The sequence below is a fragment of the Caballeronia fortuita genome, from assembly GCF_001544835.2.
GTDB classification, from domain to species: Bacteria; Pseudomonadota; Gammaproteobacteria; order Burkholderiales; family Burkholderiaceae; genus Caballeronia; species Caballeronia fortuita.
Genome location: NZ_FCNX02000010.1, coordinates 127,464 through 141,499, shown reverse-complemented (window position 1 = coordinate 141,499; position 14,036 = coordinate 127,464). Strand labels below are relative to the sequence as shown.

The 14,036-nt window shown below is 65.8% G+C and carries 12 protein-coding genes; 8 read left to right on the top strand and 4 right to left on the bottom strand.

Annotated features, from left to right (window positions below):
* Positions 1 to 155: 155 nt before the first annotated feature.
* Positions 156 to 608 (top strand): hypothetical protein, encoded by a 453-nt coding sequence (locus AWB77_RS20075; RefSeq protein ID WP_061136205.1) that lies wholly within the window; start codon positions 156 to 158, stop codon positions 606 to 608.
* Between the two features lie 38 nt (positions 609 to 646).
* Here AWB77_RS20075 and AWB77_RS20070 read toward each other — a convergent pair whose 3' ends face one another.
* Positions 647 to 2,119: an HDOD domain-containing protein gene (locus AWB77_RS20070; protein ID WP_061136204.1), complete on the bottom strand. Its 1,473-nt coding sequence runs from the start codon at positions 2,117 to 2,119 to the stop codon at positions 647 to 649.
* A gap of 136 nt (positions 2,120 to 2,255) precedes the next feature.
* Positions 2,256 to 4,148, bottom strand: coding sequence for a putative bifunctional diguanylate cyclase/phosphodiesterase (locus AWB77_RS20065; protein ID WP_061136203.1), 1,893 nt, complete (start codon positions 4,146 to 4,148; stop codon positions 2,256 to 2,258).
* Positions 4,149 to 4,614: 466 nt separating this feature from the next.
* Between AWB77_RS20065 and AWB77_RS20060 the strand changes: the two genes are divergently transcribed.
* The 3 genes from AWB77_RS20060 to AWB77_RS20050 are packed head-to-tail and all read left to right on the top strand — an operon-like array spanning position 4,615 to position 7,038.
* Positions 4,615 to 5,913 (top strand): EAL and HDOD domain-containing protein, encoded by a 1,299-nt coding sequence (locus AWB77_RS20060; protein WP_061136202.1) that lies wholly within the window; start codon positions 4,615 to 4,617, stop codon positions 5,911 to 5,913.
* A gap of 42 nt (positions 5,914 to 5,955) precedes the next feature.
* Entirely contained in the window at positions 5,956 to 6,516 is a 561-nt protein-coding gene (locus AWB77_RS20055) for a peroxiredoxin (RefSeq protein ID WP_061136201.1), read from the top strand.
* Positions 6,517 to 6,555: 39 nt separating this feature from the next.
* A complete protein-coding gene (locus tag AWB77_RS20050) occupies positions 6,556 to 7,038 on the top strand; it encodes a hypothetical protein (protein ID WP_061136200.1) in 483 nt (160 codons plus the stop codon).
* Here AWB77_RS20050 and cydB read toward each other — a convergent pair whose 3' ends face one another.
* Positions 7,039 to 8,046 (bottom strand): cytochrome d ubiquinol oxidase subunit II, encoded by a 1,008-nt coding sequence (gene cydB, locus AWB77_RS20045; protein WP_061136199.1) that lies wholly within the window; start codon positions 8,044 to 8,046, stop codon positions 7,039 to 7,041.
* Positions 8,047 to 8,101: 55 nt separating this feature from the next.
* Entirely contained in the window at positions 8,102 to 9,559 is a 1,458-nt protein-coding gene (locus AWB77_RS20040; protein ID WP_061136198.1) for a cytochrome ubiquinol oxidase subunit I, read from the bottom strand.
* Positions 9,560 to 9,798: 239 nt separating this feature from the next.
* Here AWB77_RS20040 and sugE point away from each other — a divergent pair, with 239 nt between their 5' ends.
* From sugE to AWB77_RS20020, 4 genes are all read left to right on the top strand, one after another.
* Entirely contained in the window at positions 9,799 to 10,119 is a 321-nt protein-coding gene (gene sugE, locus AWB77_RS20035) for a quaternary ammonium compound efflux SMR transporter SugE (protein ID WP_061136197.1), read from the top strand.
* A gap of 234 nt (positions 10,120 to 10,353) precedes the next feature.
* The gene (locus AWB77_RS20030; RefSeq protein ID WP_061136196.1) at positions 10,354 to 10,980 is read left to right on the top strand and encodes a DUF4126 domain-containing protein; all 627 of its coding nucleotides are present in this window, start codon (positions 10,354 to 10,356) and stop codon (positions 10,978 to 10,980) included.
* A 71-nt stretch (positions 10,981 to 11,051) separates the two neighbouring features.
* Positions 11,052 to 13,568, top strand: a complete 2,517-nt coding sequence (locus tag AWB77_RS20025) for an ABC transporter permease (RefSeq protein WP_374728704.1) — start codon at positions 11,052 to 11,054, stop codon at positions 13,566 to 13,568.
* 17 nt (positions 13,569 to 13,585) lie between these two features.
* A complete protein-coding gene (locus AWB77_RS20020) occupies positions 13,586 to 13,999 on the top strand; it encodes a group II truncated hemoglobin (protein ID WP_061136194.1) in 414 nt (137 codons plus the stop codon).
* Positions 14,000 to 14,036 lie beyond the last annotated feature (37 nt).

Below are 14,036 nucleotides of genomic sequence, written 5' to 3'. Positions count from 1 at the left end.
CAAAGCTTGAGGATAGAATCGCGGACGGGCGCGGCAGGGCGCCCGGTCTCGCGAAAGTCTTACGCACCTGGCGTGCAGTACATCAACTACGGATCGCACCGCAACGTCGAACCTTTATAGCCGCAGCGAGAACGGCGCAACAAGGGAACAACGTCATGTGGTCTACATCCTGTCCAATCTCTTCTTCCGTTTCCAATAGCGATTACCTGCGCGAACACGCGCGGCGTCTGCTTCGTCACGCCCGCGACGGCGATGCGAGCGCGTCCATGCCCGTCCTGCGTCGCGCGCTTGCGGCGAAGGTCACGCGCGCGGAGCGTCTCGCCGATCTGCACGCGATCCGCGACGATCTGCAACTGAAGCATCTTCTCGCGATGCTCGCGGCCGAACTCGGTTATGCCGACTGGGACGCATGCAAGGCCGACATCGACACACAACCGGGCGCGGCGATCGACCGTTACCGGCTCGACGCGGGCGCGTTCAACGACTTCGAAAAGAACTGGTTTGCGAACGAATCGGACGCGCGTGAATGGCAGCGCGCGCACGGCGGCTATATCGTGCGATACGGCGAGCAGGCCGTGGCGATTCTGAAGCGGGAAACAACGAGATAAGCGAGATAAGCGAGGTTTGCGCGCAAGAAGGAAGCCGATCAGATCAGCTCGACTTCCTTCCAGTTCGCGCTAAAGAAAAAACGGCTCAGCTCCTTCGTGAGCTCGTTCAGTGCGCTCATCTCGGGCGCCGAGATCTTGCGCACATGGTGCCCGGCGGTCCAGTCGCCGTAGATCAGCGCGACGGTCGTATCGTCCGATTTCACCGGCAGCAGCACGAAAGCCTGCGCCTCGCCGAGCGTCTCCTTGTACCAGCGCGGCAGGCGTGCGTCGATGCGCGCGTCGTGCGCGTTCTCGATGAAGATGCCGACCGGATTGCTGATCGCGAGATGAAACACGTCGGGGCGAAATTCCGCCGAGAAGCGCAATTGCTGCAGCATCGGCTCGACACCCGCGCCGAGGCCAAGACGCGCGTGGAACTCATTGTTGGCCTGACGCACGAACACGACCGTGCGCGACAGATGCAGGCTGCCGAGTATGGATTCCGAGGCGAGCGCGAGCGCCGGCGCAAGCGCGTTCTTCGACGGCAACGAGCGCAAGTCCGCGACGCTCGCGCCGATGCGCGCCTCCGCCGACACGTTAGCGCGCGCCATGGCGTCGGCGTTCGCCTGCAACTCCGATATCTCGCGGATGACGCCGTCGCTCGCTTGTTCGTTCGCGAGCGCGAGACTCATCGACGTGAGCGTTTCGGCGTCGGTCTTGAGCGGGTCGCTGTAGCGGCTGGCGATTTCGAAGAGCGCCGATTCGCGGCCTTCGACGGCCATGTTCTGCGCGGTGAGCGCGTCGGCGACTTCGGTCGAATAGTTCGAGATGGCGCGCAGCCAGCGCACGTGCTTCGGCACGGTTTCATCGACGGGCGCGTTCGGATCGGTCGCGCGCATGCCTTCGCGGATCGTCTCGGGCAGACGCCAGCGATCCGCCGCTTCGAGGCCGATCTCGTCGAACGTGACGCCGAGCAGCGCGGCGCATGCGGCGCTGTCGGGAATGTTCTCCGACGCGGCCTTGCGGCGCAGCTGATCCCACTCGTGCTCCAGATAGAACGCGACGAGCAGCTTGCCGATCTGCCGCATCAGCGTGCAGACGACGGCTTCCTCGGCCGAGCGCAGATCCTTGTGTTCGGTGAGCTGCCGCGCGACCGCGCCCGAGAGCAGGGTGCGGTTCAGTTCGAGCTTCGCGTCGATACGGCGCGGCGCGCTTTGATGAAAGTGATCGACGAGCTTCAGCCCGACGACCAGATGCCCGACCGCGTCCATGCCGAGCACCATCAACGCGCGCGTGACGGTCGTGATGTTGCCGCCGAACGCGATGTACATCGCCGAATTGGCGAGGCGCAGCACCTTCTGCGTGAGGCCGACGTCCGACAGCACGACATGCACGAGGGACGTGAAGTCGAGGTCGTTAACGCTCATTGCGGACACAGTCGAGCGCAGCGCCTGAGAGAGCATGGGGAAGTCCCCGCGCTCGCTCATGCGCGACCACAACTTGTCCAATAGTTCGGCCTTGGTGCGTGCCATTGCAAAAAATAAGAACCCGTTCGTTACGCGACGGCTAAACCGAGGCGGTCCTGCAATCCAGCACCCAACAACGAAATGTACACGTTATTAGGGAGTTACGGCGCGTCCTTCGATTAAAACACGAACCCTTGCGTGCTCATATCGTCTCGTGCAATACGAGCGAGTTCGACTGGAACGAGCGCGCCAGCTCGTCCGACGGCAATGCGTGGCTGATGAGCCAGCCCTGAATATGATCGCATCCGAGGTCCGCGAGCAGATCCCGCTGCGCCTCGGTTTCGACGCCTTCGGCCACGAGCTCGAGCCCGAGCGATTGCGCCAGCCCGACCACGGCGCTCACGATCGCGCGATTGTTTCGGGACGTAATCAGGTTCTCGACAAAGCTGCGGTCGATCTTGAGCTTCGAGAGCGGAAATCGCTGCAAATAGGCGAGGCTCGAATAGCCGGTGCCGAAATCGTCGACGGCGAAGCGGATGCCGATCGACGTCAGCGCTTCGAGCAGGCGCGTCGCTTCCTCGGGATCGTGCATCAGAAGGCTTTCGGTGATCTCGAACACGAGGCGCCGCGCGTCGATGCCGGTGAGCGCGAGCGCTTCCTTCACCGCCGCCGTGAACCGTTTGTCGCGGAACTGCTGCGGCGACACGTTCACGGCCATGTAATCGAGCCGGATGCCGATCGCGTCCCACTGCATGAGCTGCATGCACGCGGCCTTCAGCACCCAGTTGCCCAGATAGTTGATGAGGCCGATCGATTCCGCGAGCGGAATGAACGTGGACGGCGGCACGAGCCCGTGCACCGGATGATTCCAGCGCATCAGCGCCTCGACGCCGACGACCGCGCCCGTGCGGATCTTCGTGATCGGCTGGAAGTAGAGCGAGAACTCGCCGTTGCGCACGGCTTCGTACAGGTCCGCTTCGAGCTTGAGACGTTCGGCGTCGGCGGGGTTGTCGTCGAGCGTGTGGAAGACGAGCGTGTTGCCGCCCGATTCCTTCGCCTGCACGAGCGCGTGATCGGCCATGCGCAAAAGACTCGTCTGCTCGCCGCTGCGTGCGGTCTTGCCCGCCTGCTCCGGATACAGCGCGACGCCCACGCTCGCCGACAAGTGCGTGTGCTGTCCGCGATGCCGGTACGGCTGCGCGATCGCGGTAAGCAGGCGCCGCCCGAGGCTTTCGGCGAGTTCGGCCGTGGTGCCGGCGGGCAGCAGCACGGCGAACTCGTCGCCGGCCACGCGCGCGACGCGCTCGCCGTGTCCCGCCGTATGCTGGATGCGGCGCGCGGTTTCGCGTAGAAGCTCGTCGCCGGCGTCGTAACCGAGCGCGCGGTTGATGCGCTGATAATCGTCGATATCGAGCAGCACGAGGCCCGCGAACGTGCGCGTGAGCTCGGCCTCGTCCTGTGCCGCGCTGATCGCGGCCTTCAGGGAGACGAGGTTGTCGAGGCCGGTGAGCGCATCGTGATTGAGCGTGTGCACGAGCGCGGCTTCGCGTTCGCGCCAGTGCGTCACGTCGAAGGCGGCCAGCGCGAAGCCGGGCGTGCCGCGCGCGGCCGTCGACACGAGCCGTAGCTCCACGCAGATCGGATAGGTGAGCGACTTCACGACCGTCAGCGTCGCCGATTCGAGCTTGCCGCTCGCACGCGCCCGCGCGATGAGCGCATGCAGCTCGTCGGCCTCTTCGGACGCGACGAGATCGTGCAGCGTGAGCATGCTCAGATAGTCGCGGTGATAGCCGATGAATTCGATGCTCGCATCCGACACATACTCGAAGCGCAGTGCGTCGTCGAGCTGCGCGAGGAAATCGACCGCGCCGAGCATCGCTTCGGGCGCGGAGAGCAGGGCGGTCGCGGTGGCCGCGTGCATGGCCGCTTCGGCCGACACCGAAGTCGCCGAGGCTGCCGATGACGGCGATGACGCCGATGAATCAGGCGCGCTGTCGTGCCGCTCGCGCGCGGCGCTTCGCCATGCACGACGTAGCGCATCGATCGCGATGCGCCATGGTGCGCGGCGGGAGACGTTGATCCGGTTCGCTTGCATGGTCTCGTTGGTTTCTGGCGGCGCCGTCTGCCTTCGACGGCAGGAGGCGCCGCGCGGAACACCGCGTCGCGCGGGTTCCGGCCGGGACGTGCCGCCATCAGACGTAGTGGGCGCGGCACGCTCTATCAGGCGAGTTATCGGCCCGACGGGCGATTTCTTTAACCGGGCGCGCCAGCGCGGACGCACGAGAAAGGCTTCAGTCTGTCCAGGAAATGTCGATATTACGTTTCATATTTATATCGTCAGGTGATTGGGTTACAGTGCGCGTTTCCCGATGGGAACGGTTTCCATGGCCGTGCCGATCCATGTCAGGCCTGCGCTGCGCGTCGTTGATCACCCGAATCCGTTCGACCCGTTCGACCCCATGATCGAAATCACCAAGCTGCCGGCCTGCGCCTTCGCCAGGATCGTCGAGCCGGCCCCAAGACCACGCCACACGGCGCAACGCTTTCGACCGGCCCGCGTCATGCCCGATTCGTTCGTGAAGCGCGCCGCGTCTGCGAGGCGCGGGCAGAGCGTCTATGTCGGGCGTCAGCCGATCCTCGATGGCGACGGCGCGCTCGTCGCCTACGAACTGCTCTTTCGCGACGGCCCGGACAATCGCGCGCGCATTCACGACGACGTGCAGGCGACCGCGCATGTCGTCGCGCGCACGATCGGGGAGATGGGCGTGCCGGCGGTGCTCGGCCCGCATCCGGGCTACGTGAACATGAGTCGCGAGCTCTTGTTCGACGACATCGTGCACATCATGCAGCCGAGGCGCTTCGTGCTGGAGCTGCTCGAGAACATCACGTTCGACGAAGCGCTGTTCAAGCGCTGCGCGCAGTTGCGCAACGCGGGCTTTCGCTTCGCGCTCGACGACGTCGTGCGTTTCGACGATACGCTGCTCGCCGCGCTGCCGACGGTGGATATCGTCAAGATCGATTTTCTCGCGGCCCATCGCGATGAACTGCCGCGGCTCGCCGCGGCGGTGAAACGGCGCGGCAAGCTGCTCGTGGCGGAGAAGATCGAGTCGCACGCCGATTTCATGCACGCGCGGCAACTCGGCTTCGATTTCTTCCAGGGCTATTTCTTCGCCCGGCCGCAGGTGCTGACGGCGCGGCGCGCGAGTCCCGCGCGCGGCCCGCTGCTGCGTCTGATGGCGGTGCTCGCCGGCGAGCGCGGCATGGGCGAACTCGAGGCGGAACTCAAGCGCAATCCGGACATCGTCGTGCAATTGATGCGCCTCGCCAATTCGGGCTCGCAGACGCGCGGACGGCGCGTGTCGTCGCTGCGCGAGGCGATCGCGGCGACCGGCACGCGCCAGTTGATGCGCTGGACGCAACTGCTGCTCTACGCCGACGGCAGCGGCCTGCCGTGGCGCTCGGATCCGCTGCTGCAACTCGTCGGCACGCGCGCGCGCTTCATGGAACTCGCGGCCGAGACATTGCGTCCCGCCGACGAAGCCTTTTCGGACGCCGCGTTCATGACCGGCATCTTCTCGCTCGTGCATGTCGTGCTCGGCATGCAGCCCGAGGAAATTCTCGATAAGCTCCATCTGGCGGCCGAAATCCGCACCGCCATCCTCGCGGGCGAAGGCGCGCTCGGTGCGCTGCTCGGCATCGCGCGGGCGGCGGAACAGGGCGACACGTGCGCCATCGACGCGAAGCGCCACACGCAGCCGGCGCTGCATGCGCTCACGCCTGTGCTGCTGGCGAAGCTGCAGTGCGACGCGGCCGCGTGGTTCGCGCAGCATCGGATGGATCAGGGCGAGGACGGCGCGTAGCGGCGGTTCTTGCATGAACGAGTGACATCGAAAGGAGCGTGCATGAAGAAGATTGTCGGCTTGATGGCGGGCGGCGTTCTGGCGATGGCGGCGGCGCTTTCGCCGCTCACGGCGGGCGCGACGCTCAAGCCCGGCGATGCCGCGCCGGACTTCACCGCGCAGGCGTCGCTCGGCGGCAACGTCTATGACTACTCGCTCGCCGACGCGCTCAGAAAAGGCCCCGTCGTCCTGTACTTCTATCCGGCGGCGTTCACGAAGGGCTGCACGATCGAGGCGCACGAATTCGCCGAGGCGGTCGATCAATACAAGGCCGAAGGCGCGACGGTCATCGGCGTGTCGCACGACAACATCGATACGCTGAAGAAGTTTTCGGTGAGCGAGTGCCGCAGCAAGTTCCCGGTCGCGGCCGACGCGGACTCGAAGATCATCCGCTCCTACGACGCCTCCATGCCGATGAAAAGCACGATGGCCAATCGCGTCTCCTACGTGATCGCACCCGATGGGCGTGTGATCTACGAATACACGAGTCTCTCGCCGGACCAGCATGTCGCCAACACGCTGCAGGCGCTGCGCGACTGGAACGCGAAGCACAAGGCGCAGTGACGCGCGCCGCTTTCATCTTCTGAGCGCGCGGGAGGCGCCATGCCCATCGTCGTTGGACTGATCGTCCTCGGATTGCTGATTTACGGCGCGATATGGTCGTTCGATGCCATCCACGCGCACTTCGGGCTGGGCGTGGCGGTGGGCGCGGCGCTCGTCGTGCTGGCGATCATCGCGGCGGGCGTGATGCGCTGGCTCGCGCGCCGCCGTGAAATCGCGCCGAACCTGCACGGCGGCGGGCACGGCGACTGGACGCACGAACTGACGAGCGATTGGGGCGGCGTGCGCATCGCGGCGGGCAAGCGTCTGTGCGACGTGCGTATCGGCGACGAGCGCGGCAGCTATATCTTCGCGGACCTGCGCGGCGCGCGCATGCAGCAACCCGCTGGCGCACGCGGCGCGTGGCAGGTCGTGCTCGACGTGCGCGACCCGAAGCACGGCGAATGGACGCTGCCCATGCGCGATCGCGGCGAAGCGCACAAGTGGGCGCGCATCCTGTCGCTCGCGACGCAGCAGAAGCTCTGACTATTCGGCGTGATAGCCCATGTCGCCGCGCACCTTGCCGCGAAACACCCAATATGACCAGAGCACGTAGATCATCAGCACGGGCAGCAGGAACATCGTCCCGATCAGCAGGAACTGATGCGATAAAGGCGCGGCCGACGCCTGCCACAGCGTCACCGATGGCGGCGCGATGAACGGCCACAGGCTGATGACGAGCCCCGTGAACGCGAGAAAGAAGAGGCCGATCGAGCATACGAAGGGCAGCACGTCGCGGTCTTTCGCAAGGCTCGACCAGAGCGTCCACGCGAGCAGCACGGTCAGGACGGGCACCGGCGCGAACGCGAAGCTGTCGGGGAAGCCGAACCAGCGCGCGGCGATGCGCGCATCCTTGAGCGGCGTCCACAGGCTGATGAGCAGAATGAACGCGATCACGCCGATGAGCGCATAACGCGCCATCTTGCGGCTCCAGGCCTGCAATTCGCCTTCGGTCTTGAGGACGAGCCACGTCGTGCCCTGCAGTGCATAGCCGAAGATCAGCCCCACGCCGACGAGCAGCGGAAACGGCGCGACCCAGTTCCAACTCGTGCCCGCATAGACGCGGCCTTCGATCGGGAAGCCCTGAATGAACATGCCGAGCACGATGCCCTGCGAGAATGTCGCGACGAGCGAGCCGAAGCCGAACGCGCCGTCCCAGAGCCATCGGCGCGCGCCGATCACCTCGCGGAACTCGAACGCGACGCCGCGAAAGATCAGGCCGAGCAGCATGAAGAGAATCGGGAAATAGACGGCGGGCACGATGATCGCGAACGCGAGCGGAAACACCGCGAACAGACCGCCGCCGCCGAGAATCAGCCAGGTCTCGTTGAAGTCCCAGACCGGCGCGACGGAGTTGATCATCAGATTGCGCGACTCGGCGTCGCGGCGCAGAAGAAACATCATGCCGACGCCGAGATCGAAGCCGTCGAGCAGCACGTACATGAACACCGCCAGCGCGAGAATGGCGGCCCACAGCGGCACGAGATCCAGCATTGCGTCCTCCGGTTCGTTGCTTACTCTTTCGCTTGTTCCGTTGCTGTCTCGTCGCTTATTGGCGTCCGCGACCCGGCGGCACGATGTCGTTGTCGCTCACGGGCCGCGTCGCGCCGTTCGCGCCCGCCGTCACCGCCGAGAGCGGTCGCGCCGCGCGCGTCTTCGCATCGAGTTCGTCCTTTTCGTGCGCGTGACCGACTTCGGCGGGCCCGACGCGCACCAGCCGCCGCAGCAAGAACAATCCCGCCCCGAAGATGACGACGTAAGCGAGCACGTAAAGCAGCCACGACAGACCGACATCGGCGGCGGTCAGCGATGGCGTCACCGAATCCTTCGTGCGCAGGATGCCGTAGACGGTCCACGGCTGGCGTCCCGCTTCGGTCGTCGTCCAGCCGGCGACCACGGCGATGAAGCCGAGCGGCATCGCCCAGGTCGCCGCGCGCAGCCAGCGCGTGCTCGTCTCGATGCGCCCGCGCGCGAACTGCACGATGCCCGAGAGCACGAGCGCGAACATGAGCAGCGCGATACCCACCATGATGTGAAACGCGAAGAACACGACCGCGACGGGCGGCCGGTCCTCGCGCGGAAAGTCCTTCAGGCCGCGCACGTAACCGTTCGGATCGTGCGTGAGGTAGATGCTGCCGAGCACCGGTATCGAAATTTCGAAACGATTGCGCTCCGCGTCCTGATCGGGAATCGAAAAGAGATTGGCGGGCACGCGCGTGCCGGATTCCCACAGCGCTTCCATCGCCGCGAGCTTGGCCGGCTGATGCTTGAGCGTGTTGAGGCCGTGCGCATCGCCGATCACCATCTGCACCGGCACCATGATGATGAGAAAGATCAGCGACATCTTTACCATCACGCGGCTTTCCTCGAGCGCGCGGCGCTGCCGCAGATACATCGCGCCGACGCCGAGAATCACGAAGCCGGCCGTCACGAGAAACGCGCTCACCGTATGCCCGAGCCGGTACGGAAAGGATGGCGTGAAGATCACGTCGAAGAAGCTCACCACTTCGAAGCGGCCGTCGGGCAGCATCCGATGGCCTTGCGGCGTCTGCATCCAGCTATTGACGGCGAGAATCCAGAACGACGAGATCACGGTGCCCGCCGCGACGAAAATCGCCGACATCACATGCGCCCATTGCGGCACGAGCTTGCGCCCGAAGAGCAGCACGCCGAGAAACGCCGATTCGAGAAAGAACGCCGTCAGCACTTCGTAGCCCATCAGCGGGCCGACGACGTTGGCCGTCATGTCGGAAAAGCGGCTCCAGTTGGTGCCGAACTGAAACGGCATCACGATGCCCGACACCACGCCCATCCCGAACGACACCGCGAAAATCTTCAGCCAGAACGCGGACAGACGCCGGTAGACGTCGCGCTTCGTGATCCACCAGTTGAATTCGAGCGTCGCGATGAAGCACGACAAGCCGACCGTGAAGGCCGGCAGCAAGATGTGGAACGCGACGACCCACGCGAACTGGAAGCGGGAGAGCAGGACCGAATCGACATCCATGGGCGCTCCTTTGTTCAGCCTTTTGCAACGGATGTGTCGAAGGACGCCATATCGGGCGCTTTCCTCCTTAATACACGGTTTTCGTGGACGCGGCCACGGGCCGCGCGGCGGGGCGCCGCACGCGCCACGCGGCGCCTGCACCAATTTGGTACAATCTCAGCCTTTCGCTCATGGCCATGCGGACGACCGCATGCGCATCGTTTCGTCGGGGACGGCCCCATTCTTCAGGGAGTCGCCCGATGTCGTGGATTCTTCTTTTCATCGCCGGTCTGCTGGAAGTCGCGTGGGCCGCCGGTCTCAAATCGTCCGAAGGCTTTACGCGGATCGGACCGTCCGTGTTCACCGTCATCACCGCGCTCGGCAGTTTCGTGCTGCTCGCAATGGCGATGAAGCAACTGCCGCTCGGCACCGCCTACGCCGTGTGGACGGGCATCGGCGCGGTCGGCGCGTTCATCTTCGGCATCGTGTTCATGGGCGAGGCGTTGTCCGCCGCGCGTATCCTGAGCGCCGTGCTGATCGTCGCCGGGCTCATCGGGCTCAAGCTTTCGTCGGGACACTGAGCGAAACGTCGGCGACGATGATCGCCAAACCCTTGCTGCACCGCGCTTATTTGCGTGGATATAATGATCTGAGGTCATCCGGTTTCGTCCGTCCGCCACGTTTCGCGCCTTTTCGATGTATCGTCGCGAATGTGAGCGGCTTCTTGCGATATCTGCCGGACAGACCGCTCTTTTCAGCCGGCAAGATCGTCCGCCAGTGACGCACGCCGGCCCGGCGCACTAAGGGAGACGGCAATGCTTGAGTCACTTTCGCTCGCAGCGGGCCTGTCATGGGCGAGCGGGCTGCGCCTGTATCTCACCGTTTTCATCGCCGGCATGTTTCAGCGCATGGGCTTCGTGCATCTGCCGGATTCGCTCGCGGTGCTCGGCTCGCCGTGGGTGATCGGCGTCGCGGGCGTGCTCGCGGTCGTCGAATTTCTCGCCGACAAAATCCCCGCCTTCGATTCCCTCTGGGACGCGGTCCACACGTTCATCCGCATTCCCGCGGGCGCGGTGCTCGCCGCCGGCTCGCTCGGCCACGCCGATCCCGCCATGCTCACCATTGCCGCGCTCGCGGGCGGCACGCTCGCCGGCGCGTCCCACTTCGCGAAGGCAGGCACGCGCGCGCTCATCAATCTGTCGCCGGAGCCGGTGTCGAACTGGGCGGCATCGGCAACGGAAGATGTCGGGACGCTCGCGGGCATTACGCTTGCGCTCTTCGTGCCGCTGCTGTTCCTCGTCCTTCTGCTTGCCTTTCTCGTGCTCGCGGGCTGGGCGCTGCCGCGGCTCGCGCGCGGCGTGCACGGCGGCGTCTCGCGCATGGCCAAGCACATGCTGCCCGGCTCGGACCGGATGAACCGGCTGCGGAGCAAGCACGATTGAGCTCCGCATTCAGGAACGATCACGCTGCAGGCAAGGCAGGACATTCGCATCCCGTCATCCGGCTCGGGTTCATGCAGACCGTGCGCCAGGCGTGGCGCATGACCGGGCGCGACTGGCGCGCGGGCGAACTCACGATGCTCCTGCTCGCGCTGGTGCTCGCGGTGGCGGCGCTGTCGAGCGTCGGCTTTCTCGCGGACCGCATGCGTCAGGGACTCGCGCGCGACGGTCGCCAGATGATCGCCGCCGATTTCGTCGTGCGCGCCGATCATCCCGTCGATCCGATATTTGCGAAAGAAGCGCAATCCCTCGGCCTCGAAACGGCCGGAACGACGATTTTCCCCAGCATGATCAGCTCGACCGCCGCCGAGCCGCTTTCGAGGCTCGCGGCCATCAAGGGCGTGACGCAGGGCTATCCGTTGCGCGGCGCGCTGCGCATCGCACCCGGCGCCGACGCCGCCGATGCCCCCGCGCACGGCATTCCCGCGCCCGGCACCGTCTGGGTCGACGCCGCCTTGCTCGACGCGCTCAAGACGAAAGTCGGCGGCACGGTGAAGGTCGGCACGCGCACGTTCACGGTCGCGGGCATCATCACGCGCGAGCTGGATCGCGGCTTTTCGTTCGTGAACTTCTCGCCGCGCCTGATGATGCGCGCCGACGAAATCGCGGGCACGGGGCTCGTCGGCTATGGCAGCCGCGTGACGTATCGGCTGCTCGTCGCCGGTCCGGATTCGCAGGTCGAGCAGTTTGCGAAATTCGCGCGCGATAACGTCGATGGCGGCAAGCTGCGCGGCGTCGCGCTCGAATCGCTGTCCGACGGCCAGCCGCAAGTGCGCCAGACGATCGATCGCGCGAGCCACTTCCTCACGCTCGTCTCGCTCCTGACGGCGCTGCTCGCGGCCGTCGCGATCGCGATGGCGGCGCATCGGTTCGCGCGGCGGCATCTCGACGGCTGCGCGGCGATGCGCTGTCTCGGCGTCAGCCAGCGCACGCTGCGCGCGCTCTTCCTGAACGAATTCCTTGCCATCGGCCTGATCGGCAGCGCAGCGGGCGTCGTGCTCGGCTTCGGCGGGCATCTCGTGCTGCTGAACTGGCTCGGCTCGCTCGTCGATGTCGAACTGCCGCAGCCGGGTGTCTGGCCCGCGCTGCAGGGCATCGCGATGGGCCTCGTCCTGCTGCTCGGCTTCGCGCTGCCGCCGCTTCTGCCGATCACGCGCGTGCCGCCGGTGCACGTGATCCGGCGCGAACTCGGCGATGCGCAACGCGTCGCGTATGCGGCGTACGGCGTCGGCGTGCTGCTGTTCGCGGCGCTGCTCGTCGTCGCGGCGGGCGAATTGAAGCTCGGCGGCATCGTCGCGGGCGGATTCGCGGCGGGCCTGCTCGTGTTCGGCGCAATCGCGCGCGCGGCGCTCTTCGCGGCGGCGCGCTTCGTGCGGCGCGAGAAAAGCCGTGCGGGCGTGGGCTGGCGCTATGCGCTGGCGTCGCTGGAGCGCAGGAGCGGGTCGAGCGCGCTGCAGATCACCGCGCTCGGCATCGGGCTGATGTGCCTGCTGCTCATCGGCATGACACGCAACGATCTCATCAAGGGCTGGCGCGACGCTACGCCGCCGGACGCGCCGAACCAGTTTCTCATCGACATTCAGCCCGACCAGCGCGCGGGCGTGCTCGACTATCTGCACACGCACGGCCAGCCCGATGCCGCGCTTTCGCCGATGGTGCGCGCGCGCCTCGTCGCCATCAACGGCAAGCCGGTGAATCCCGAGAACTACGACCGTGCCGATGCGAAGCGCCTCGTCGACCGCGAATTCAACCTGTCCTACACGACCGAATTGCCGGGCGACAACCGCGTGACGCAAGGCGCGTGGTTCGGCCGCGACGGCAAGCCGCAAGTGTCGATCGAAGAGGGCATCGCGAAAGCGATCCGCGTGAAGATGGGCGACACGCTGCGTTTCGACGTCGCCGGTCTACCCGTGGAAGCGCCGGTGACGAGCGTGCGCAAGGTCGACTGGAATTCGTTCAAGGTCAATTTTTTCGTGCTGCTGCCGCCCGAGGCGCTCGCGGATCTGCCCGCGACCTTCATCACGAGTTTCCATCTGCCGACGGACCAGCAACGCGTGATCGACGGCCTCGTCGCGCGTTATCCGAACGTGACGGCCATCGATATCGCGCCGATTCTCGGGCAGATTCATCGCACGCTCGCGCAGGTGATCGGCGCGGTGCAATTCCTCTTTCTCTTCACGCTCGCGGCGGGCGTGCTCGTGCTCTACGCGGCGCTCGCCGGCACGCGCGACGAACGCGTGCGCGAAGCGGCGCTCCTGCGCGCGCTGGGCGCGTCGCACAGGCAAGTGCGCTCGGTGCAGGTGGCGGAGTTCGTCGCCGTGGGCGCGCTGTCGGGCCTGATGGCGGCGGTCGGCGCGCAGGCCATCGGCTATGTGCTCGCCGCGCGCGTGTTCGAGTTTCATATCGACTTCAATCCGTGGCTCGTGCCAACGGGCATCGTGGCCGGCGTCGCGTGCGCGGGGCTCGGCGGCTGGCTGAGCCTGCGGCGCGTGCTGGCGCGTCCCGCCCTGCAATCCCTGCGCGACGCATAGTTTTCCGACTCAGAGCAATGACCGACGCAATCCCCGACGACGAAGCAAACAAGCCGACCGCCTTCGAGCTGATCGGCGGCGAAGCGCGCCTGCGCGCGATGGTCGACCGTTTCTACGACCTGATGGACCTCGAGCCCGAATTCGCCGGTCTGCGCGCACTGCATCCGCCGACGCTCGACAATTCGCGCGACAAGACTTTCTGGTTCCTGTGCGGCTGGATGGGCGGGCCGGACCATTACATCAGCCGCTTCGGGCATCCCCGTTTGCGGGCGCGGCATCTGCCGTTCGCGATCGGCAGCGCCGAGCGCGATCAATGGCTGCGCTGCATGGCCTGGGCGATGGAAGACGTCGGCATCGAGCAAGCGTTGCGCGAGCGTCTTCTGACGTCTTTCTTCGACACCGCCGACTGGATGCGCAACCGTCCCGGTTGATCGCCTTTGTTTTGTACCGGTCATGCGGGGCGTACAT

Excerpts from the sequence above, each read along its gene's own strand:
- AWB77_RS20075 (WP_061136205.1), top strand. The coding sequence starts at position 156 with ATGTGGTCTACATCCTGTCCAATCTCTTCTTCCGTTTCCAATAGCGAT.
- AWB77_RS20070 (WP_061136204.1), bottom strand. The coding sequence starts at position 2,119 with ATGGCACGCACCAAGGCCGAACTATTGGACAAGTTGTGGTCGCGCATG.
- AWB77_RS20065 (WP_061136203.1), bottom strand. The coding sequence starts at position 4,148 with ATGCAAGCGAACCGGATCAACGTCTCCCGCCGCGCACCATGGCGCATC.
- AWB77_RS20060 (WP_061136202.1), top strand. The coding sequence starts at position 4,615 with ATGCCCGATTCGTTCGTGAAGCGCGCCGCGTCTGCGAGGCGCGGGCAG.
- AWB77_RS20055 (WP_061136201.1), top strand. The coding sequence starts at position 5,956 with ATGAAGAAGATTGTCGGCTTGATGGCGGGCGGCGTTCTGGCGATGGCG.
- AWB77_RS20050 (WP_061136200.1), top strand. The coding sequence starts at position 6,556 with ATGCCCATCGTCGTTGGACTGATCGTCCTCGGATTGCTGATTTACGGC.
- cydB (WP_061136199.1), bottom strand. The coding sequence starts at position 8,046 with ATGCTGGATCTCGTGCCGCTGTGGGCCGCCATTCTCGCGCTGGCGGTG.
- AWB77_RS20040 (WP_061136198.1), bottom strand. The coding sequence starts at position 9,559 with ATGGATGTCGATTCGGTCCTGCTCTCCCGCTTCCAGTTCGCGTGGGTC.
- sugE (WP_061136197.1), top strand. The coding sequence starts at position 9,799 with ATGTCGTGGATTCTTCTTTTCATCGCCGGTCTGCTGGAAGTCGCGTGG.
- AWB77_RS20030 (WP_061136196.1), top strand. The coding sequence starts at position 10,354 with ATGCTTGAGTCACTTTCGCTCGCAGCGGGCCTGTCATGGGCGAGCGGG.
- AWB77_RS20025 (WP_374728704.1), top strand. The coding sequence starts at position 11,052 with ATGCAGACCGTGCGCCAGGCGTGGCGCATGACCGGGCGCGACTGGCGC.
- AWB77_RS20020 (WP_061136194.1), top strand. The coding sequence starts at position 13,586 with ATGACCGACGCAATCCCCGACGACGAAGCAAACAAGCCGACCGCCTTC.